19 protein-coding genes are annotated in these 21,206 nt (G+C 42.1%); 12 read left to right on the forward strand and 7 right to left on the reverse strand.

The features are described 5' to 3' along the window. Nucleotide 1: 1 nt before the first annotated feature. From BJI48_RS00620 to BJI48_RS00645, 6 genes are all read left to right on the forward strand, one after another. Entirely contained in the window at nucleotides 2-616 is a 615-nt protein-coding gene (locus tag BJI48_RS00620) for a histidine kinase (RefSeq protein ID WP_095330760.1), read from the forward strand. Beyond that, on the forward strand, nucleotides 613-2,013 hold the full coding sequence (locus tag BJI48_RS00625) for a UDP-N-acetylmuramoyl-L-alanyl-D-glutamate--2,6-diaminopimelate ligase (RefSeq protein ID WP_095330762.1): 1,401 nt from the start codon (nucleotides 613-615) through the stop codon (nucleotides 2,011-2,013). Before BJI48_RS00620 ends, BJI48_RS00625 begins: the two co-directional genes overlap by 4 nt. 66 nt (nucleotides 2,014-2,079) lie before the next feature. After that, entirely contained in the window at nucleotides 2,080-3,120 is a 1,041-nt protein-coding gene (locus tag BJI48_RS00630) for a transaldolase (protein WP_095331072.1), read from the forward strand. A gap of 78 nt (nucleotides 3,121-3,198) precedes the next feature. Beyond that, nucleotides 3,199-3,735 carry a 50S ribosomal protein L25/general stress protein Ctc gene (locus BJI48_RS00635; RefSeq protein WP_095330764.1) on the forward strand — a complete coding sequence of 179 codons (537 nt, stop codon included), beginning with the start codon at nucleotides 3,199-3,201 and terminating at the stop codon, nucleotides 3,733-3,735. Nucleotides 3,736-3,747: 12 nt separating this feature from the next. After that, a complete protein-coding gene (pth, locus tag BJI48_RS00640) occupies nucleotides 3,748-4,356 on the forward strand; it encodes an aminoacyl-tRNA hydrolase (protein WP_095330766.1) in 609 nt (202 codons plus the stop codon). Continuing rightward, the gene (locus BJI48_RS00645) at nucleotides 4,353-5,417 is read left to right on the forward strand and encodes an LptF/LptG family permease (protein ID WP_095330768.1); all 1,065 of its coding nucleotides are present in this window, start codon (nucleotides 4,353-4,355) and stop codon (nucleotides 5,415-5,417) included. Before pth ends, BJI48_RS00645 begins: the two co-directional genes overlap by 4 nt. Nucleotides 5,418-5,446: 29 nt before the next feature. Here the strand turns inward: BJI48_RS00645 and BJI48_RS00650 are convergent, their stop codons facing one another. Together BJI48_RS00650 and thiC are read right to left on the reverse strand one after the other, a co-directional pair. Then, entirely contained in the window at nucleotides 5,447-6,556 is a 1,110-nt protein-coding gene (locus BJI48_RS00650) for an Mrp/NBP35 family ATP-binding protein (RefSeq protein ID WP_095330770.1), read from the reverse strand. A gap of 1,113 nt (nucleotides 6,557-7,669) precedes the next feature. Next, a complete protein-coding gene (gene thiC / locus BJI48_RS00660; protein WP_095330774.1) occupies nucleotides 7,670-9,022 on the reverse strand; it encodes a phosphomethylpyrimidine synthase ThiC in 1,353 nt (450 codons plus the stop codon). Nucleotides 9,023-9,989: 967 nt separating this feature from the next. Here thiC and BJI48_RS00665 point away from each other — a divergent pair. Genes BJI48_RS00665 through BJI48_RS00680 form a run of 4 tightly spaced genes read left to right on the forward strand, consistent with a single transcriptional unit; the run spans nucleotide 9,990 to nucleotide 13,672 of the window. Further along, nucleotides 9,990-11,150, forward strand: coding sequence for a bifunctional 2-C-methyl-D-erythritol 4-phosphate cytidylyltransferase/2-C-methyl-D-erythritol 2,4-cyclodiphosphate synthase (locus BJI48_RS00665; protein ID WP_095330776.1), 1,161 nt, complete (start codon nucleotides 9,990-9,992; stop codon nucleotides 11,148-11,150). Beyond that, the gene (locus tag BJI48_RS00670; protein ID WP_095330778.1) at nucleotides 11,138-12,025 is read left to right on the forward strand and encodes a response regulator; all 888 of its coding nucleotides are present in this window, start codon (nucleotides 11,138-11,140) and stop codon (nucleotides 12,023-12,025) included. Before BJI48_RS00665 ends, BJI48_RS00670 begins: the two co-directional genes overlap by 13 nt. Next, nucleotides 12,003-13,187 carry a sulfate adenylyltransferase gene (locus BJI48_RS00675; protein WP_095330780.1) on the forward strand — a complete coding sequence of 395 codons (1,185 nt, stop codon included), beginning with the start codon at nucleotides 12,003-12,005 and terminating at the stop codon, nucleotides 13,185-13,187. Before BJI48_RS00670 ends, BJI48_RS00675 begins: the two co-directional genes overlap by 23 nt. An 8-nt stretch (nucleotides 13,188-13,195) precedes the next feature. Then, entirely contained in the window at nucleotides 13,196-13,672 is a 477-nt protein-coding gene (locus BJI48_RS00680) for a phosphatidylglycerophosphatase A (RefSeq protein WP_095330782.1), read from the forward strand. Nucleotides 13,673-13,871: 199 nt separating this feature from the next. Here BJI48_RS00680 and kcuS read toward each other — a convergent pair whose 3' ends face one another. The 5 genes from kcuS to BJI48_RS00705 all read right to left on the reverse strand — a co-directional run bounded on the left by kcuS (nucleotide 13,872) and on the right by BJI48_RS00705 (nucleotide 19,018). Next, nucleotides 13,872-14,087, reverse strand: a complete 216-nt coding sequence (gene kcuS / locus BJI48_RS00685) for a KCU-star family selenoprotein (RefSeq protein ID WP_095330784.1) — start codon at nucleotides 14,085-14,087, stop codon at nucleotides 13,872-13,874. Next, nucleotides 14,071-16,140, reverse strand: a complete 2,070-nt coding sequence (locus tag BJI48_RS00690; protein ID WP_095330786.1) for a carbon starvation CstA family protein — start codon at nucleotides 16,138-16,140, stop codon at nucleotides 14,071-14,073. Before BJI48_RS00690 ends, kcuS begins: the two co-directional genes overlap by 17 nt. Nucleotides 16,141-16,523: 383 nt before the next feature. Next, complete coding sequence (locus tag BJI48_RS09370; protein WP_095330788.1) at nucleotides 16,524-16,664, reverse strand: hypothetical protein; 141 nt, start codon at nucleotides 16,662-16,664, stop codon at nucleotides 16,524-16,526. Between the two features lie 97 nt (nucleotides 16,665-16,761). Beyond that, nucleotides 16,762-18,114: a 3-deoxy-7-phosphoheptulonate synthase class II gene (locus tag BJI48_RS00700; RefSeq protein WP_095330790.1), complete on the reverse strand. Its 1,353-nt coding sequence runs from the start codon at nucleotides 18,112-18,114 to the stop codon at nucleotides 16,762-16,764. A 130-nt stretch (nucleotides 18,115-18,244) separates the two neighbouring features. Then, nucleotides 18,245-19,018 (reverse strand): TSUP family transporter, encoded by a 774-nt coding sequence (locus BJI48_RS00705; RefSeq protein WP_095330793.1) that lies wholly within the window; start codon nucleotides 19,016-19,018, stop codon nucleotides 18,245-18,247. Nucleotides 19,019-19,103: 85 nt separating this feature from the next. On the opposite strand from BJI48_RS00705, the gene gatC reads away from it, so the two are divergent. After that, nucleotides 19,104-19,388 carry an Asp-tRNA(Asn)/Glu-tRNA(Gln) amidotransferase subunit GatC gene (gatC, locus tag BJI48_RS00710; RefSeq protein WP_095330796.1) on the forward strand — a complete coding sequence of 95 codons (285 nt, stop codon included), beginning with the start codon at nucleotides 19,104-19,106 and terminating at the stop codon, nucleotides 19,386-19,388. A 145-nt stretch (nucleotides 19,389-19,533) separates the two neighbouring features. Next, on the forward strand, nucleotides 19,534-21,204 hold the full coding sequence (locus BJI48_RS00715; protein WP_095330799.1) for a phosphoethanolamine transferase: 1,671 nt from the start codon (nucleotides 19,534-19,536) through the stop codon (nucleotides 21,202-21,204). Nucleotides 21,205-21,206 lie beyond the last annotated feature (2 nt).

A 21,206-nucleotide genomic window follows, 5' to 3' on the forward strand; every position in this document is an offset into this window, starting at 1 on the left:
GATGGAAAATACATTTCAAATCAATAATAATCCTAAAAAACGAACTCTTATCAACAAAGGTTTCAAGGCTATTGGGAATGGGGCATACAAAAGTGCGCTGTTTTTGTTCTCTGAAGCACTTTTTTTGGACAAAGACGATTTGAGTGCGAAAATCGGTCTTTTTATCGCCGATATGGCGATGGAATTTCCCAGAGAAGCCAGTGGTTTTTATGAACTCTATCAAAACCTCATCGACACCCAGCCCCGTGCCAAAAGAACCAAAGTGCAAAAACAGATTTTAGAACTCATCGATTCTTTTGATGCCAACCTCAACAAGATGGCACATATTCTCTATGATGAAGATGCTTTCAAAGCCGAAAGTATTGATGGGATTTTGTATAGAGATTTCAAGCAAATGTGCCAGAATAAAAACTTCAAAGAAATATTTCAAAATCTGATGTTTAGTAGCAAGATTATTTTCACCAACAAAAACGATTTTTATGATTTTTTGGAGCTTTTGGTAGAAAATGGTTTTTATGAGATGGCTATCAGCTATATCGAAAATATGCGCCATTTCACGCTTTATGATAAAAAAATCAACGAAATTCTCCAAAAGGCGGTCAGAAAAACCAAGTGAAAATAGCCAAACAGATTGCATACAACCACAAGGAATATTCTTTTTTGAGCGATGATACGAGGTGCGTGCTTAGTGAGCCAAATGTCTTGTTTGTTCGCACGAAGCAAAACGCAAGATTTGCAGATGAGATTGCCACCAAAGGGCTTGATATACTAGACGCAGGGGATCTAAAGCACCATTTTAGTCTTACACCCAAAATCATCGGTATCACAGGGACGAATGGCAAAACCACCACCGCAGCTATTATTTATTCGATCCTCTTGGATATGGGGCATTCGTGTGCGTTGCTAGGCACGAGGGGGTTTTTTGCCAATGACAAACCAATCAAGCCAAAAGGGCTGACCACGCCCGGGGTTTTAGAACTCTATAAAGACATAGAAACAGCCGCCTTGCTAGGTTGTGAATATTTTGTGATGGAAGTGAGTTCGCACGCCATCGAGCAAGAACGCATTGCGGGGCTAAGCTTTTGTGCGAAAATCCTTACGAATATCACCAGCGACCATCTTGATTATCACAAAAGTTTGGAAGAATACATTCGGGTGAAAAATAGTTTTTTTGATGATGAAACGCTAAAAATCATCAATCGTGATGAACCCAAAGCGCTTTTTAATCCCAAAAACGCCCGTGGCTATGCTATCAGCTCAAAAACCCATCTCAGCGTGAATGCTTACTCGCTCACTCAAGGGATTAGCGCGCATTTGAACTGGAAAGAAAACGCCAGCCTTTCTACCAAACAAAACGGGCAAAAAACACCCCAAACAACTATCGAAGAAACCCTGATCGATTCCCCGCTCTATGGGCTTCATAATCTTTATAATATCCTAGCAGCGCTTGCTTGTATCAAATGCCTGACCCAAGCCTCACTCCAAGATATTGCCAAACATCTTGAAAACTTCGCAGGCGTGAGTGGCAGGATGGAAGTCATCTCGCAAACCCCGCTTATCATTGTCGATTTTGCCCACACCCACGATGGGATGAAGCAAATCTTTGAAAGCTTCAAATCCAAAAAAATCTCGGTAGTTTTTGGGGCTGGTGGGGATAGAGACAAAAGCAAACGCCCCAAAATGGGTGAATGTGCTACCAACTATGCCCAAAAAATCACCATCACTTCTGATAATCCACGCACAGAAGACCCTAATGCCATCATCAATGACATCCTTGCTGGTATCCCCCAATCGTATTTAAAAGATTTCCCCCAAAACCATTCCCACCGCCTCACCATAGAACCCGATAGAAAAAAAGCCATCAAACAAGCCGTAAAGGAACAAATGCCTGATGAAGTCTTGTTGATTTTGGGAAAAGGCGATGAGACTTGCCAAATCATCGCGGGGGAAAGCCATCATTTTGATGATAGAGAAATCGTGAGGGAGGCTTTAGCAGAACTAGGCAGGATTTAAGCCTTAAGCCCAAATCCGTTAGAATACCAAAAAATTAGAGGAGTTTTTATGGAGACCATCAAAAAAATGGCGAATCAAACTGACCATCAAACCATCGATGAAAGCCAAAAACAGGCAGGTTTTAGTCTATGGTGTGATTTTGTCGAAAGGGATTTTTTAGAAAATAACTTCAAAACCCTATTGCAAAAAGAAGCCATCAAAGGCGCGACAAGTAATCCAAGCATTTTCGCCAATGCGATCTTGACCTCACCGGCCTACAAAAGCCAGCTCACCTCACTCAAAGGCAAAAAAGCCAAAGATATTTATGAAGCCCTTGCCATTGCAGACATCAAAAAAGCTGCTTCTATCCTCAAACCCTTATGGGAAGCCAACAAAGACAATGGCTATATCAGTATCGAGATCGACCCGCTTCTAGGAGAAAATGCCCCCAAAAGTATCGATGAGGGCAAGAGACTTTTTCAAACCATAGACGCAGAAAATGTGATGATAAAAGTCCCTGCCACAGAGGCGGGTTATGAGGTGATGGACGCACTTTTTAGGAGCAATATCTCCATCAATGCGACATTGATTTTTTCACCCCAGCAAGCAAAAATTTGTTCAGATATTTTTAAAAATGCCAAAACCTCCTCAGATTGCGAGCAAAATCGTGCGGTTATCAGTGTATTTGTATCGCGATTTGATCGTGCAATCGATTCCCTCTTGCAAGAAAAATGCCCCGATTTGCAGACTAAAATCGGGATTTATAACGCAATGCAATGCTACCATCTCATCGAAGAAAAGCACGACCCATTCACCCGAACGCTCTTTGCCTCAACAGGTGTAAAAACCCCCGAACTCCCCAAAGACTACTACATTGACGCACTTTTGTTGGCTCATTGTATCAACACCGCACCCCTTGATGCCATCCAAGCCTATATAGAAAACCCTGCAAAAACCTCATCCCATAAGCTAAAAACCCCCCTAAGCCCCAAAGATTTAGCAAGCCAAATGCAAAAAATCAAAAATCTAGGTATTGATATGCCTACCCTTTATAAAACCCTAATGCAAGAGGGTTTGGGAGCTTTTATTAAATCGTTTGAAGATTTATTGCGCACCATCTCTAGCTAAAATTTCAAGCCTGATTTTAGAAACTTTAAAGCCTTTATTGGCTAAAATCAACGCTTTAATTTCACAAAAGGATAAAAAATGTTAGAAGGAATAATTAGAGAGAGTATTTCAAAGGCAAATGCCAAAGCCTTGAAGAATGATGGTTATCTAATTGCCAATATCTACGGCAAAGGGGTGGCAAATATTCATTGCGCTTTTAAAGTCAATGACTTTATCAAAACCATAAAGACAAAAACCACGTTGATTTTCCCCGTAAAAGTGGGCTCACAAACCCTTGAAGTCGTCGTGCAAGAGTATCAAAAAGACCCCGTAACTAGCCAAATCATCCACGTTGATTTGCTCTTGGCTCAAAAAGGGGTAGTTTCCCGATACAAAGTCCCTGTAAAAGTCAGCGGCACACCTGTCGGGCTAAAAAACAAAGGGGTTTTGTTGCTTTCAAAAAAACGGATCACCGTAGAAAGCGCACCTGAAAATCTACCCGCAAGCTATGATATTGAAGTCTCCAAGCTCGATGTGGGCGATTCTGTTTTGGTTAGAGATTTGGCTGAAACCTCCCAAGTAAAGATCATCGAAAATCCATCTGTTGCTGTTGTGGGCGTTATCAAAGCCAAATAAGCCAACAACATAATGGCATCCCTTTTGATTGCAGGATTGGGGAATCCAGGCGCAAAATACCAGCACACACGGCACAATATCGGTTTTGATATTTTAGATTCCCTCGCCTCAAATCTTGGGATTTGTTTTGATTTTTCTGTCAAATTTAACGCCCAAATCGCAAAATTTCCCTCAAAAAATGTATTTTTATGCAAACCCCAAACATTTATGAATCTCTCTGGTGAGTCCATCGCCTCGTTGATGGGGTTTTACAAAATCGAGATGTTATTTGTCGCCCACGATGATCTTGATTTGCCACTAGGTTGCGTGCGATTCAAAAAAGGTGGCTCAAGCGGAGGGCATAATGGTCTCAAATCCATTGACAGCCTTTATGGGAGCGATTATTACCGCTTACGATTTGGGATTGGCAGGGATGAAAAAATCCCCGTGGTTGATTATGTCCTCCAAGCATTTGCTCCCGCAGAGTCTGAAGTCAAATCCCACACACTCAAGCACGCCACAGAAGCACTGGAGTTTTTCATCCAAAATAACGATTTTTCTTCCCTGCAAGGGCGTTTTAGTAAAAACATCAAGCCCGAAAATACTCAGCCCAAAAACATCGATTCAGAGGCATCGCAATGATTTTTCGATTCGTGGGGTATTATTATCTCAAATATGTTTTTATTATTTTTTGTGCGCTTGAGATGTTTTTTATCAGTATTGACAGCCTCAAATATGTCGATAAATTCCCCGATTCTGCCAACCTCGCCATCTTGTTTTTTGTCTATGATGGGCTTTATGCGCTCAATTACACCCTGCCAATATCCTTGCTTTTGGGGTTGGTGATTTTTTATATCAGTATGATCAAATCCAACCAATACACCGCCTTGCTCGCCATCGGTTTTTCCAAAAAAGCCGTGCTAAAACCCATCCTTATCATCAGTTTATTGTTTAGTCTAGGGTATATCGGTTTGAATGCCACCCCCTTTGTATATGCCCAAGAAAAGGCAGAGGCGATCATCTATCAGGGCAATTTTTCAAATACCACAGAAGATTTGCTAGTCAAATACGGGCAAGATTATGTTTATTTTGGCAAGATTTATCCGATCCTGCAAAAAGCCCAAAACATCAAAATTTTCCAGCTCCAAGATAGTGTTTTAAAATCCTTTACCCAAGCAGAAACCGCGCATTTTCAAAACGGCTATTGGGTGCTTCAAAATGCCAGTATTTCCACGCTTCCAGAAGTCTTTTTGCTCGGTAGCAAGGGGCTAGGTATCACACATCTTGAAGAGTTAAAAATCCTCAAAGGCTTCCGCCCAAAAATCCTAGATACGATCTATCAAAACAAACCCTCTGTATCCATCGTTGATGCGGTCCAATCCCTCGTGATATTGAAACATCAAAATGCCGGTAGCGAAAAAGTGCGTGCAATGCTTTATAGCTTTATTTTGATTCCCTTTTTTGTGCCATTGACTGCGATGATTATCGCCTATTACACCCCGAGTTTGGCACGATATGGCAACTTAGCGTTGCTAAGCTTTGAATTTATTGTGATTTCACTTGTGATCTGGGGATTATTTTTTGCGCTAGGCAAACTTAGTATCAGCGGGCTATTTTTACCCGAAATAGGGATTTTAGCCCCTTTGGGTATCCTAGCTATCGTTGCTTTTTGGTATTTTGGAAAAATCAACCATCGCACCTAGCCCAAAAAAATACTTTTAGCCCGTTTGGACTAGCTATGCAGATGGGAATTATCCTGGGTAGGCTGGATACTTTGATTATCAGCCAATTTTTCTTCTTCAACTTTTTTTAGAAATTCTATCAAAGCAAGCGCGGCTTTGACATAGGCTTTGGCACTAAATGACTCAGGATCAAAAAATACAATCGGCTTCCCGCTATCGCCACCCTCTCTGACCTTTGGCTCTAAAGGGATTTCTGCAAGGATATTGGTATGGTATTTTTTGGCGATGACTTCACTCGTGCCTTTGCCAAAAATGTCGTATTCTTTCCCGCAATCTGGGCAAACAAACCCGCTCATATTTTCAATCACTCCTGCGATAGGGATATGGAGCTTCACAAACATATCCAAGCTCCTTGAGCTATCATCTAGGCTTACTTGTTGGGGTGTGGTAACCGTAATCCCCGCACTCACCGGGACACTTTGTGCCATACTCAATTGCGCATCGCCTGTGCCTGGAGGCATATCCATCACCAAAATATCCAAATCGCTCCATAGCACATCGGTAAGCATTTGCTCGATAGCACGCATCAGCATTGGACCTCGCCAAATCAAGCTTTGGCCCTCTTCATACAAGACCCCCATACTCATCATCTCCACACCAAATGCTTTCAGCGGGATCAGTCTTTTCCCGCTACTATCGACATTTGGCTTCTGTGTATTGAGTCCAAGCATTCTAGGAATATTGGGGCCATAAACATCCGCATCGAGCAAGCCAACTTTTTTGCCTTGCTGGGCTAATGCGATAGCGATATTGGCACTCGTGGTGCTCTTGCCCACACCGCCCTTGCCCGAACTTATCATTACAAAATGCTTGATTTGCGGGGCGAGATTTTTGGTGATGGGGGCTTGGCTTTGGGGTTTGGGCGGGGTTTTAATATCGATTTGGCATTCTTTGATCCCTAGTGCAGAGACCTTTGCTTTGATTTCTTTTTGGAGTTCTTCACAAACCTCTGGCGCACTCGATGGGATCTCTAGCAAAAGTGCCAATCTATCCTCGTGCAATGTGATGTTTTTGAGAAAACCAAAGCTCACAATATCTTTTTCAAAATTGGGGTATATAATCGTTTTTAGTGTTTCTAGTATTGTATCTTGCGTGATCATTTTCGTTCCTTTTATATTATTTTTTTACTCGGTTCAGTTTTATAAAACTGAACCTGAAGATCATTCCGCAGGGCAAAGCCCCGCTACATTCCTAAAGTAACCATCTCATACCCAAAGCGTTGCTTTGGGTATTCGAGATAAGTTTTATCGGTGTTGATTCGCTTTAGCAAATCTGAAGACCCACTCCGCAAGATGTAAAATCTTGCTTCATTCCTAAAGTTTTTTGACCCACCCACCCGAGTTATGCCCTGCATTCGCAGGGACATCAACCCGTTTTCTAAGGTTTCTATTCACAAACCAATATCAAACCCAGCCTGCTTTATTCTTTATTTTTTTATCTATGCAGGGGGCGGGTTCTACCTGCGAAGCGTCGCCCGCCCCCTTGCAACAATCGGGTGGGTGGGTCAGAAACCCACTGCACGCCCCCTTAGTGGGCGAGATGACAGGGCGTAGCGGACTGGGTTTGTGAGCGGATAGGATTTTAAAGCCATCTAAGGTTTGAAATTCTGAACCGCCTTGCCTTTGTCGTTGCTTGTGTGCTGTGAAAAATCGCAAACTTGGTTGCAGTAGTGTAACCGCCGATTTTTCGCAAGGAGACACAAGCAAGCGACTTCCCCTCCCATCGTTTAAATGTCCTGCCGAAAAGGAGCGGAGGCTTATTCTTTTCGTGGGTTAAACAACGGGCGGGCGGGTGAAATTTCTTTTGCGATAAGAAAGCTTAAAGCATTAGAAAAGCTTACAGGCGAAAGCCTCATAAACATTATGCCTACTCGGTTTGTTTTAGAAAAACAAACCTGAAGACCACTACAGCAGGCAAAGCCTTGCTTCACTCCTAAAGTTATCATTTCACACCCAAGCAGTGCTTGTGTGTTGGAAATAGGTTTCTAAGGTTTCCACTTGATTCACGTTGTAAATCTAAAGACCACTTCGGGCGGTTAGCTACCCTACATTCATTTTCTAAAAATGCAGAAATCTTATAATGCAATCAAGCTTAATTACCCATAAACCCCGGGTATTTTTACAAAAATACCCCAATTGTTTGACTTTATAGGTTTCAAATCCTCACAAATCCAGCACAAACGACAAGCGAGAAAGCCAGCTCAAACCCACTTATTAAACTTGGGTTTGTGGCTCTTGGGCGTATTCTTTAAAAATATCTTGACTGATTTTATAGCTACAAAATTTTGGCCCGCACATCGAACAAAATTCTGCTTCTTTGAAAACTTCTTGAGGTAGCCCCTCATCGTGGTATTCCCTCGCCCTTTCAGGGTCCAAAGCCAGCTCAAATTGTCTGTTCCAATCAAATCCATAGCGTGCATCACTCATCGCATCATCCCTATCTCTCGCCCCTACCCTGCCACGAGCGATGTCTGCAGCGTGTGCGGCTATCTTATAAGCCAAAATACCCTCCCTGACATCTTTGGCATTTGGCAAGCCCAGATGTTCCTTTGGGGTAACATAACACAACATCGCTACGCCTTTCCACGCCGCCACACACGCCCCAATCGCACTAGCGATATGGTCATACCCCGCTGCAATATCTGTTACCAAAGGACCCAATACATAAAACGGGGCTTCGTTGCAGTATTCTTTTTGGAGCTTGACATTGCGCTCGATTTGATTGAGTGGCACGTGTCCAGGACCCTCGATCATCACCTGCACATCGGCTTCATAGGCTCGTCTGGCAAGCTCGCCTAATACCTTGAGCTCTGCAAATTGTGCCTCATCGCTCGCATCGGCTAAGCAACCTGGTCGCAAAGAATCCCCCAAGCTCAAGCTCACATCGTATTCCTGACAGATTTTCAAAATCTCATCATACGCCTCATAGAATGGATTTTGCTTGTGATAGTGCATCATCCAGCTTGCCATCAAGCTCCCACCCCGACTCACGATCCCCATTTTTCTTCGGCTCACATAGGGCATATGCTCAAGCAAAAACCCACAATGGATCGTAAAATAGCTCACACCTTGTTGGGCTTGCTTCTTTAGCACCTCAAGCATCACATCAATATCGAGCTTCATCACGTCATTTTTGACATCGTGGAGGATTTGATACATCGGAACCGTCCCGATTGGCACGCTAGAAGCCCCAATGATTGCCTCTCTGATTTTATCGAGATTCCCGCCAGTAGAGAGATCCATCACGGTGTCTGCACCATATTTGATCGAAACTTTGAGCTTTTCGACTTCTTCATCGATCGAATTAATAATCGCAGAACTCCCGATATTTGCATTGATTTTTGTCTTCAAAGCCACGCCAATCCCCATCGGCTCAAGATTGGTATGATTGATATTTGCCGGGATAATCAGCCTGCCTTTTTCCACTTCCTTACGCACACTTTCAGCGCTCAAATTTTCCTTATTGGCGATGTATTCCATCTCGGGAGTGATCAGCCCTTTTTTAGCATAATATAATTGTGTTTTGATTTTATCATTTTTGCGTTGTTCTACCCATTTTTTTCTCATTTTAGCTCCTAAAGATTATTTTTTACTCGGTTCGCTCAAAGCGAACCTGAAGACCACTACGGGCAGTGAAACTGCCCTACGTTCCTAAAGCTCAGGGTTATTCTGTGCTTCGCACATCATCAACCCAGTTTCATAGGATTTTAACTCGGTTCGCTGAAGCGAACCTGAAGACCGCTTACACCGATTCAATCGGTGTTTATCCCTAAAGGCTTCCGCCTGCTATCTCTTCTAATGCCTTAAACTTTCTTATGGCAAAAGAAAAGAGGTTTATCCCACCCCTAACCCCGCCTTTAACCCCGAAAAGAATAAGCCTCCGCTTTTCTTTTCGGCAAACAAGGGCGGGGAAGTCGCTTGCTTGTGTCTCCTTGCGAAAAATCGGCGGTTATACTTCTGCAACCTTGTTTCCGATTTTTCACAGCACACAAGCGCGACAAAGGCAAGCAGTTTTAGAACTGCTAACAAACCAAAGCCCGCTACGCCTTGTCATCTCACCCACTAAGGGGGCGTGACGGGGGTAGGGGTTTTAAGGGGTCTAGGGGGGCGGTCTTCGCAATTCTAAGCCCCCCTGACCCCTTACTAGCTAGTATAAGAAATAACAACTAGCGATAGTGCTATGGAAAAAACATTGTTGTCTAAGCGATTCGCAAGCGAATCTGGAGACCACTCACGGAAGCGTTGCCCCAGTTCATTCCTAAAGTAACCATTTCATACCCAAGCGAAGCTTGGGTATTGGAAATAAGTTTTATAGGTTTTCATTATTTTTACCCAGTTTGTGGGGCAAATCTTCTTAACAGCTATGCAACATCATATTTTTAGATTTTTAACTTTTAATTATACATCAAACCTTGTAACAAAATTTTCAAAACAAACAAAATATCCACATTCAAAAACGCAGAAATTGTGTATAATTTGGTAACAAGTTTTGACACATCAGGAGTTGCATTAGGAATTGGAAGCACCATTAACTATGAAAAATAAACCAGAAATATCGCTCATTATCACCGCAGCAGGGGCTTCAAGCCGATTTTCTTCAGATATGCCCCCCCATCGCAGGATCAAAAAACAATGGCTACGCTTGGGTGCTATGCCTTTGTGGCAAAAAGTAGCAGATGACTTTAAAAAACTCACAGATTTTAAGCAAATCATCCTCGCTGTCTCCAAGCAAGATTTTACCTATATGCAAAATAGTTATGATTATACGTTTGTATGCGGGGGACAAAGCCGTCAAGAATCCGTTCAAAATGCCCTAGAATACATCCAAACGCCCCTAGTCCTCATCAGCGATGTAGCTAGATGGAATTTAGACAAAAATGTTCTAGAAAATCTCCTCCTTGCCTGGAATGAAGAAATAGACTGCGTCGCACCCTATTTGGAAGTCCCTGACACAGCCGTTTATGAGGGACAAACCATCAAAAGAGATGCCCTCAAACGCATCCAAACCCCCCAACTATGCAACACCCAAACGCTCAAAAACGCCCTTTCAATCGGAGAATTTACCGATGAAAGCTCTGCGATAGCAGCAAATGGGGGCAAAGTCGCCTATATCAAAGGCTCTCACAAGCTTGCCAAACTCACCAATGAAAACGATCTCTTTAGCGCAAAAGACCTGCCAGCGCCCTCAGAGGAGATATTTGTCGGTAGCGGGTTTGATGTCCATAGCTTTGAAATGGGCAAAAAGATGGTGCTAGGAGGCGTCCCTATCGCTTCAGATTTTGGTTTCAAAGCCCATAGCGATGGGGATGTCTTGTTGCACGCACTTAGCGATGCTATCCTCGGGGCGATTGGCGGGGGAGATATTGGCGAATGGTTTCCTGACACAGAAGAAGCCCACAAAAACGCTGATTCCAGGCTATTACTCAAACAAATCTATGACTTTGCCATCAGCGTGGGATTTGAACTCATCAATGCCGATATTACGATCTTCGCACAAACCCCAAAAATAGCCCCTTACAAACAAGCCATACGCCAAAGCGTCGCAGAGCTCCTTTATACCGACAAATCCCGTGTAAATATCAAAGCCACAACAACCGAACATCTCGGATTTATCGGCAGAAAAGAGGGGCTTGGCGTGAGTGCTAATGTGCATATGAAATTTATCAACTGGAAGGAAAATATATGGATATCTTAATCATCGAAAATGAAACCTATCTCGCCCAAAGTATCGCTTCAAAACTTGCTGATGTTGGGCACGATTGCCACATAACTTCGATTATGGATACCAACCTCAAAAATGATTATGATGTTATCCTTATATCTTCGGGGATCTGCGGGGATGATTATGAAAAATTTATCCGCAACAATGCTGAATCTATCATCATTATGATGATTTCATACGTGAGCGATGATACCGTGAGTAAGCCTATCAAAGCGGGGGCAAAGGACTATATCCTCAAGCCCTTTATGATTGATGAATTGATAAGAAAAATCGAACATTATCGAAATTACAAAAATATTGTTACTAAAATAAATTTTTATAATTCTTATTTTAATTTTATTGAAAAAGAACTCAATACCCCGACGCCATTCCAATACAACCCACCTTTTATCATCAAAAGCAACTCCCAACGTAGCGCAGATATTTATGCGATGAAATATGCCAGAGAAAAAAATGTTTGTTTTGAATTTTTCACACTCAAAGAAGATAAATACAAGGCATTTTTGAAAAACAATCCGCCCAAATCAACGATGATCTACATCACCAACCTCGAAGAACTCAAAAAACAAGAAAGAAAAGATTTTCTTGAAATCGCCTTGAAACATTCGATGATTATTTCACTCGTATCCACCGATAAGATCGTTTTTCCCCAGATAATGGATATTTCCAATATCCCCAACAATCAAGAAATCGGAGCAGAAATCCTCTCAATAAGAGAATACGAAAAAGCCATCATCACGAAGTTTGAAGGGCGATACCCTGATATTGAGCTAGCAAAAAAACTCGGGATGAGCCGAAAAAGCCTATGGGAAAAGAGAAAAAAATATGGCATCTCAAGAAAAAAATAAAATATACATTGACAAAGAGGCGCTTTGGGCGCTCGCACTCGTGCAAGAGGGACTGCTTTATCCCGTTAGCACATTGATGAATCAAAAAGAAATGGAAGAAGTCAATCAAACCGGATTTTACAAAAATCAAAGTTTCCCTTGCCCGTTTCTACTCAGCCCTAGTGGCAAACGCAATCACGAGGTGCTTTCAACGATCAAAAAAGGTGAAACGCTCGATATTGTGAGTGAAAACAAAATCGTAGGCGAAATCACTGCCGAAGAATCTTATAAAATCGATAAATTCCAAAGGCTTGAAAAAATAATGGGCGGGGATCTCTCCACCGAAGAAGCTACGATGACACTCCAAAGACTTGGAGAATACGCTATCAGTGGGGAATACAACGTGATTTTTGATGATATCAAAATCGCTAAAGAAACCTTGCACCAAAAAATCAAACTCTTGAATGCAAAAAAAATCACCGGCGTGATGATGAGTGCAAAGCCATTCCACAGGGCGCACGAAAGGATGTTGCGTGAGGAACTTGATGATTGCGATTTGTTGGTTATCTTTCTTCTAAAGCCCTACAAAAAGGATCTGATGGGCTATGCTTTGAGAGAAAAATGCACGCAATACATCGCCAATCATTTTCTCCTCAAAGACAAAATCTGTATCCTCCCTTTGGATGATACCTATCTTTTTGCTGGTCAAAACAAAAAGCTCTTGCACGCCATCGTTGCAAAAAATTACGGCTGCACCAAGCTCATCGTGGGAGAAAATACACCCAATCTCTCCATCTACTACACCGATAATATCAGGCATTCGGTATTTGATAGGCTCAAAGGCGTGGATATCGAAACCAAAATCATTAGCGAATATGTTCATTGCTCGCTTTGCAAAACACTCGTGAGCAAATCAACTTGCCCCCACGGCCATCACCACCACACCAACTACAATGCCGAATCGATTCTCGAACTCCTCAAACTCGGTATTTTGCCCCCCTCTATCTTGGTGAGAGAAGAAATTTCAGCGATGATACTCTCTAGCTTTTATCCCAATCGCTTTAAAAATCTCAAAAAACTTTATTACGATCTCGTGCCCTCAAGCGGGATTCTCGGCGATGGGAATGAAGAAGAATTTTATACCCAACTAATGCAGTTATATCAAAATCCATTTCAAATCTAAGGTATTGTATGAGAAAACTATTTTTGACCCTGTTTTATAGTGGGAAATCCCACGTTGCACCCGGAACGATGGGGAGCTTGCTCGCCCTTATCATCGGTGCGCCGATTTTGTATTTTTCGGCAGAGACGCTTTTTTTGCTCGCTATTTTTATCGGGATTATTGCTGTTAAACAAATCGATCTTGATGAAAAAAACGGCGGGACCCACGATGATAAGAGCATTGTAATCGATGAACTCGTGGGCTTATGGCTAGCGATGGGGATGGCAGGCTTTTCTCTTGTTGGGATCTTTTTAGCATTTGGTTTTTTCCGCCTTTATGATATCTGGAAACCCTCTTATATTGGCAAAATCGACCGAGAAATCACAGGCGGTTTGGGTGTCGTGGGTGATGACGCACTCGCTGGGCTACTTGCAGGTATCAGCACACTTATTATCATCAAAATCCTATCTTACACCGAGATTGATCTCAATTGCGGGTTATTTTAGCTTTTATATTCTCTTTATCAGAGGTTCTAAAACCCACTTGATTGCTTCAGAAAATCCCTTGTTAAAGCGATAAGGACAAACAAAATCAAAGCGTTAGCGACTTAAAGATTTTGTTTTCTTTTGCCTTCCTTTCCTCTACTTTACTTTTGTCTTCCTTTGGGGGCTTTTGTATGGCATTCCCGACGCCCTTTTATCCCTATCAGCATTTTCCAATACGCCCACCATAGCGGGCTTCCTGAGCCTCTGTAAAAAACTCTTTTCGGGTTTTGGGGATTTTATCTGGGTGATGTTTTTGCATATGTTCGAGATATTTATCATAGCTTGGCAACCCAACCAAAAGATACAAAAACCTATCAGAACGCCGATAAATCTCCAAAATCTTAGCAAACCACTTCACGCTAAGAAACCTTGACATAGGGGCTTTCAGCCAATGGAGGCAACACGCCTTGAGCCCCGCGTCTATAGCAACTCCAAGAAATCCTAAAGCAAGCAATAATCACCAACAATGTAACAAACATAAAGAAAATACACAAAACCGCATTGACAATATTGTTGGTAATCGCATTTTTTGTTGCTGCAATTTGCGCAGGATTATCCAAATCTGCCAACTTGGCTTTGAGAATCTGTGCGGTTGCAACGTGGCTCACACTATCGGCGATCTTATCCCCACTTGCTGGCATTACCTTTAAAATACCCCCATAAAGCGTCGCTACCAGCACAAATGTAGCAGGCAATATCGTTACCCACGCATATTTGCCCCTACCCATTTTGAACAAAATCGCTGTAACAAGCAAGAGCGCCATCCCTGCAAGCATTTGATTGCTGACCCCAAAGAGAGGCCAAAGCGTATAAATCCCGCCCTTAGGATCGATAGCCCCTTGATACAAAAAATACCCCCATCCCGCTACACAAATCGCCGTAGCAATCGCACCGGCAACATAAGAATGCGTATTGGCTAAGGGCTTATAAATATTCCCCAAAATATCTTGGACCATAAAACGACAAGTCCTTGTGCCTGCATCGACGGCTGTCAAAATAAACAACGCCTCAAACAAAATCGCAAAATGATACCAAAATGCCATCATCGCTTCCCCGCCAATAATCTTATGCATAATCAGTGCCAAGCCAATCGCAAACGTCGGCGCTCCCCCAGTCCGGCTCAAAATAGTCTGCTCGCCGATGTTATGGGTGAGAGAGATTATCTCTTGAGGTGAGATGACAAATCCCCAGCTCGTTATCGTCTGTGCGACAGAAGCGATGTCGCTCCCGATAGTGATTTCAGGGGAGTTGATAGCAAAATACAAACCTGGGTGCAAGATACAAGCAGCGATCAATGCCATCATCGCCACCCCAGATTCCATTATCATCGATCCATAACCGACCAATCGGCTATGGGATTCCTTTTCGATCATTTTGGGTGTCGTGCCTGATGCAATCAAAGCGTGAAAACCACTGATAGCCCCGCACGCAATCGTGATAAACAAAAACGGGAAAAGACTGCCAGCAAACACAGGCCCGCTCCCATCGAGATATTGGGTGAGTTTAGGCATTTGCAAAGGGGGTGCGACAATAATAATCGCGATCGCCATACACAAAATCACACCAATCTTGAGAAAAGTGCTCAAATAATCTCGTGGCGCAAGCAAAAACCACACAGGCAATATCGCAGCCACAAAGCCGTAAGCCATCATCATTATCGCCAATGTCGGAGCGTCAAAAGTGAATAAACTTGCCATATAAGGATCAGCAGCGATATGGCTACCATAATAAAGGGCAGCCATCAACAAAACAAAACCAATGACTGAAGCCTCCCCAACCCTACCCGGACGGATAAAGCGCATATAAACCCCCATCAAGATAGCAATCGGGATAGTCATCGCTATGGTAAAAAGCCCCCAAGGGCTATCGGCTAATGCTTTGACAACTACCATTGCCAAAATGGCGATGATAATAAGCATAATCCCAAAAATCCCCAACATCGCAAATGCACCGGTAATGCGCCCCATTTCTGCTTTTATCATCTCGCCCAAAGACCTGCCATTACGCCTGAGCGAAACAAACAAAACAACAAAATCGTGCACCGCCCCAGCCAACACACCCCCAACCAAAATCCATATCATACTAGGGAGATAGCCCATCTGCGCAGCCAAAATAGGCCCAACAAGCGGTCCAGCGCCCGCAATCGCAGCAAAATGATGCCCAAAAAGAATGATTTTATTGGTGGGAACATAATCCTTGCCATCATTATTCACAACAGCAGGCGTGGCACGAGAATCATCGAGCCTGAGGACTTTGTAGGCAATAAACTTGCTATAAAAACGATAGCCAATAGCATAAATACACACACTAGCAAGCACCAACCATATCGCACTAATACTTTCGCCTTTATTTAGCGCCAAAACAGCAAAACAAAATGCGCCAACAACGGCAACTAAAGCCCAGAAACCAAAAACCAAAATTCGCTTCATTAACGTTCCTTAGAGATTTTTATCCTCAATAATAAACTATAAATTCATATTTGAAAGGATTGCGGGAGAATAAAAAAGATGAAATTGAGAATTTTTCAAAAAAAGTAACATTTTTTTCCCGTCCGCCACCGATTAAAACTCCAAAAAACTTGCTTTAGTAAGGACAACGTAGTGTTTTGCCTTGCGGGGTGGTCTTTAGATTCACAATATGAATCAAGCAAGCATTAATGAAAACCTTAGAAATTTATCTCGAACGCACAGCCAAAGGTGGGTGTGAGATGGTTACTTTAGGAGCGAAACTGACCCGCCCACCCATAGGCTAAGCTCCCGTGAATGGTCTTCAGGTTCGCCCAGAACCGAGTAAAACATAGTTAAGAATTGATTTATTTTTGTTCGGCATTCCAAATAGTTTTTTCTGATGGGGTGTAATTCGATTCATCTTGATGAACTTTTTTCTCATTCACTGCACAGCCATTAAAAAACACCATCGCCAATAATCCCATTGTAATCAAAACTTGCAACATCTTCCTTCCTTTAACCTAAGATTGAAACTCCAAAAAAATTCTTTTGTGAATCTCTTTGCGTTTTGATTATATCAAATCCCACAAAACAATCTATCCATCAAGCCGAATTTCTAGCTTTGAGAATATCAGCAATCAAAAATGCTAGCTCAAGGGCTTGTGTGGCATTGAGTCTCGGGTCGCACTGGGTGTTGTAGTTACAAGCAAGCCCAGCTTCCGTGATCGCACAAGACCCCCCCACGCATTCTGTTACATCCTGCCCTGTCATCTCCAAATGCACACCCCCAGCATAGCTTCCCTCTGCTTGGTGAATCTCAAAAAAGCTTTTTACCTCACTCAAAATGCTATCAAACACCCGTGTTTTATACCCCGAGCTTGCTTTGATGGTATTGCCGTGCATTGGATCACAACTCCAGAGAATCTCCCTACCCTCAGGATTTATCTGCCTCAAAAGCTTGGGTAAATTTTCCCTTATCACATCTGCACCCATACGCACGATGAGATTGAGGCGTCCGGGTTCGTTATGGGGATTGAGTATCTCACAAATCCCCAAAATATCCTCTTTGGTTGCCTTAGGGCCGATCTTTACGCCCACAGGATTTTTGACCCCACGCAAAAACTCCAAATGTGCCTGCTCTAGCCCTCTGGTGCGCTCACCTATCCAAAGCATATGCGCTGAGCAATCATACCATTGCCCGCTCAAGCTGTCTTGGCGCACCAGCTGTTCTTCGTAGTTTAGCACCAATGCCTCGTGGCTGGTATAAAACTCGGTTTCTTTGAGGATGGGGGTGCTTTGTGTGTTGATACCACAGGCTTTCATAAAGCCCAAAGTTTGCGTGATACGATCGGCTAATTCTTCGTATTTTTTCCCAAAATCATTATTTTTGACAAAACTCAAATTCCACCGATGGACTTCATTGAGATCTGCCAAACCCCCTTGTGCAAACGCACGGATGAGATTGAGTGTTGCAGCACTCTGATGGTAAGCTCGAAGCAATCTTTGCGGATCAGGCTTGCGACTGCTAACATCAAATGCCATCCCATTAATCATATCACCCCGATAGCTTGGCAATTCCACGCCATCGATAATCTCGGTATCAGAAGACCTTGGCTTGGCAAATTGCCCTGCAAGCCTGCCGACTTTTACAATCGGGCAACTCCCTGCAAATGTCAGTATCGCCCCCATCTGGATGATAACCTTAAACATATCGCGGATATTGATAGCATCAAATTGCGAAAATGACTCCGCGCAATCCCCACCCTGAAGCAAAAAAGCCCTGCCCTTAGAAGCTTCTTTGAGCCTTTCTTGAAGATTTCTTGCTTCCCCGGCAAAAACTAGTGGGGGATAGCTTTTAAGCTCGTTTTCAACCGCTTGAAGTTCTGCAATATCGGGATAAATCGGGTGTTGCTTTATCGGAAAATCTCTCCAAGATTTGGGATTCCATTCTTTCATCTGCACTCCAATCACATAAAAATACATAAAAATCAAGTTATTATTTTACCCAAAACTTTTCAATAAATTTTATTAGTTAGGATTCTTGAAACTTTCATCGCAAGTCTCCCATAGGGATTCACGCAAGATATTAAGAAAAAAAATATTTAAATATAAGAGAAATAAACATCACAAAAAAAGAAAAAATGACAAAAATTCTCACCACTTTTGCCCCACGTTTGATGGCAAATTTACTCCCAATATAAGCCCCGCAGATATTAGCAACCACCAAAGGCAACGCCAGCATATAAAGGATATGCCCCGAAAGTGCAAATGCAAAAAATGATCCCATCCCAGAAGCGAGATTGATGGCTTTAGCCGTTGCTGCGGCATTGAGCATATCCATACGCAAAAAAAGATAAAAGCTCAAAATCAAAAATGTCCCTGTCCCAGGACCAAAAAACCCATCATAAGCCCCGATAAAAAAGCTAATCATTGGGGCATAAACAAAGGTTTGCACCCCGCTAAAGCTCTCTTGATGGGTTTTGGAAAATTTTTTGGGGATAAAAATCGCCAAAGCACTTACTGGCAACAAAAACAAAATAACCGACGCTACATCACGTTCATCAAACAACAAAATGAGTTTTGTCCCCACATAAGCCCCTATCAGGGAAAATCCAATGCTAAAAAGCGTGATTTTATAAATAAGCTTTTTATGGCGGATAAAATTCCCCAATGCCACTGCCGTGCCAAATATCACGACAAATTTGTTTGTGCCTAAGGCAAGCTGGGGGGAGATACCAGCCAAAAGTAACGAGGGCATCGAGATCAAACCGCCCCCGCCTGCGATACTATCGACAAAGCCCGCGACAAAAAATGCCACACAAAGTGCAATAAATACCCAAAATTCAATATTTTCATACATTGTTTTATACGCCTGCTTATCGTTGCTCCAAATTTCGATACAATAACATTTTTAAACTTTTAATTTCATAATTGTGAGGGCAAAAATGACTATTGATGAAACATTGTTAGGCAAACTTGAAAAACTCGGGATGATAGCGATCGCACCAGATAAAAAAGAAGCGATCAAAAAGGATTTGAACGATATTTTGGGTTTTGTAGAAAATATTTCTGAACTCGACCTCAACGATGGCGACACACAAAGCACGCAGGCACAAACGCCCCTGCGAGAAGACATCAAAGCAAACGACCCCACCATCGCACAAAATGTGCTCAAAAATGCCCCCGAAGCAAGAGATGGGTATTTTATCGTTCCTAAAATTATCGAATAGGGTTATTGAATAAAGCTATTAAGCAACATTGATGGCAATTCATTAAGCTTTTGGGGTGGCTAAAACCATAGTTTCAGTCTGGCTAAATCGTGGCTTTTGCCTCACAAACCCCATCCCATCTAACAATCCATATCAAAGGAATACTATGCAACTTGACAAAAGATTTTATGCGTTTATCCTTATCAATTTTATTATTGCCTGTCTAACACCTTTTCAGACAATGGCTAATGGTGCAAAAATACTTTTTAATACTATCCTATTTATCTTTATTATTTATTCTCTATTAGATTTAAGTAAAAAAGAAAATTTTAAAATAAAATTTAAAAATTTTATTATTATCTGGTGTATGGTCGCAGGTTTTATAGATTTATTTTGTATCTTAAATTTCAACACCCCGTTTTCTGCTTCGTTTATGGATATATTATTAGCAACACAAACCGATGAAATCAAGAATTTTTTAGATTTTTATCTGGGAATGAATGATAATCTCATTTTGATGTGTATTTATGTCGCACTTTGTGTGCTAATTTTTGTCATCAAAAAAGATTTTATCCTCACCATCAACAAAAAATTTGTGAATGGATTTTTGATTTTGTGTGCTGTGGCGATTCTGATTCCTATTGGCAATTGGATTTTAAAAGACAAACCCCCTTACCACCTGCTTAAAAAATTTGCCGAACGGGTAAATATCCTCAAAATCCCCTATTCTGCGGGAGAAGGGATTATTCATACAAAAACCTATCTCAATGAATACAAAAACAGCAAACAAGCCCTGGAAGCAAATCTCAAAAATAACCCCGATTATATCACCCAAAATAACGCTAATATCACCAATGTCGTGGTTGTCATCGGCGAGAGTGCCTCAAGGGATTTTATGCAGATTTATGGCTACGATCTCGCCAATACGCCAAATCTGCAGAAAGCTTCTAAAGGGCTACTGGGGGGGGGGCAGGCATTTGTATTTGATGATGTTATCAGTCCAGAAGCAAACACAAATGCTGTTTTTCACACGCTACTAAATTTTAGCGATTACGAAAATAAAGAAATGCCGTGGTTCTACCAGATGAATCTCTTGGATATTATGCGATTGGCGGGGTATCACACGATGTGGCTCTCCAATCAAGGCAAATTTAGCATTTTTGGCAATATCCCAGCCACCTTGTCCGATAGGGCAGATATTCAACGCTATACAGATATAACTAACACAGCACCACAAACCTATGATGGAAAACTGCTCGATCTATACGATAAAAATAAACATTTTTTAGGCGATAAAAATTTCATTATTTTTCATTTGATAGGTTCGCATTTACGCTATTCGGGCAGATTTCCCAAATCCTATGCGAAATTTCACCCCGCCGATATCAACCCCAAAGGATTGCATATAAAATCCCAAAAAGACCTCCAAATCGTAAGCGATTATGTGAATACTTTTTATTACACTGATGATGTGTTGGCAAAAATATTTGAACGCTTTCAAGATAGCGATTCAATTGTGTTTTATCTGAGCGATCACGCCCAAGATGTGTTTCAAACCAAGCATTCTGCCGGGCATCAATGTTCAGATTTTGGCGTGGAGATTCCTTTTATCATCTATGTAAGCAAAACCTTTATGGCAAAGCACAAAGACAAGGTCGAAGAAATCAAATCAGCACTCAAAAAGCCCTTTATGACGGATGATTTTATCCAATCGCTCCTGCCACTAATCGGTATTACAACCAAAGACAATATCGAAGCCAAAAATATCTTTAGCCCGCAGTTTGATAGCAAACGCAAGCGCTTTTATTGTGGCACAAAAGAATACAAAGGGCGCTAACG

Origin of the sequence: Helicobacter sp. 11S02596-1 (assembly GCF_002272825.1) — a bacterium.
GTDB lineage: Bacteria > Campylobacterota > Campylobacteria > Campylobacterales > Helicobacteraceae > Helicobacter_J.